Here is a 320-nt window from a genome sequence, read left to right as displayed (position 1 = left end):
AGCGTCGAACTGATGCACGACCGGATCGAGGCCGAAGGACATGGCAAGATCGATCGAATTTCGCGCATCATCACGTTGACCGGCGATCTGACACGCGATCAGCGCAGCAAACTGCTGGCGATTGCCAACAAATGCCCCATGTACCGTGTCCTGCATTCCGATCTTTGCATCCACAGCGTACTCGCCGACTGCCAGTCGGCAGCACCTGTCGCCTGACGGTCATGCCTTTTCCAGGTGATCATGAGAGCAGAATGAGGTGATTGCGGTCCTGTCACTAGCAGCCTGTCGGACTTGAGGTTTAGAAAACCGCCAAATTTCAC

The 320-nt window shown here is 55.3% G+C and carries 1 pseudogene; it reads left to right on the top strand.

The features are described 5' to 3' along the window. Positions 1-216 (top strand): annotated as a pseudogene (locus CAPSK01_RS15595) (OsmC family peroxiredoxin); the annotation flags it as partial. Positions 217-320 lie beyond the last annotated feature (104 nt).

Source organism: Candidatus Accumulibacter vicinus (assembly GCF_000584955.1).
Taxonomy (GTDB): Bacteria; Pseudomonadota; Gammaproteobacteria; order Burkholderiales; family Rhodocyclaceae; genus Accumulibacter; species Accumulibacter vicinus.
This window is presented reverse-complemented; position numbering and strand designations above follow the sequence as displayed.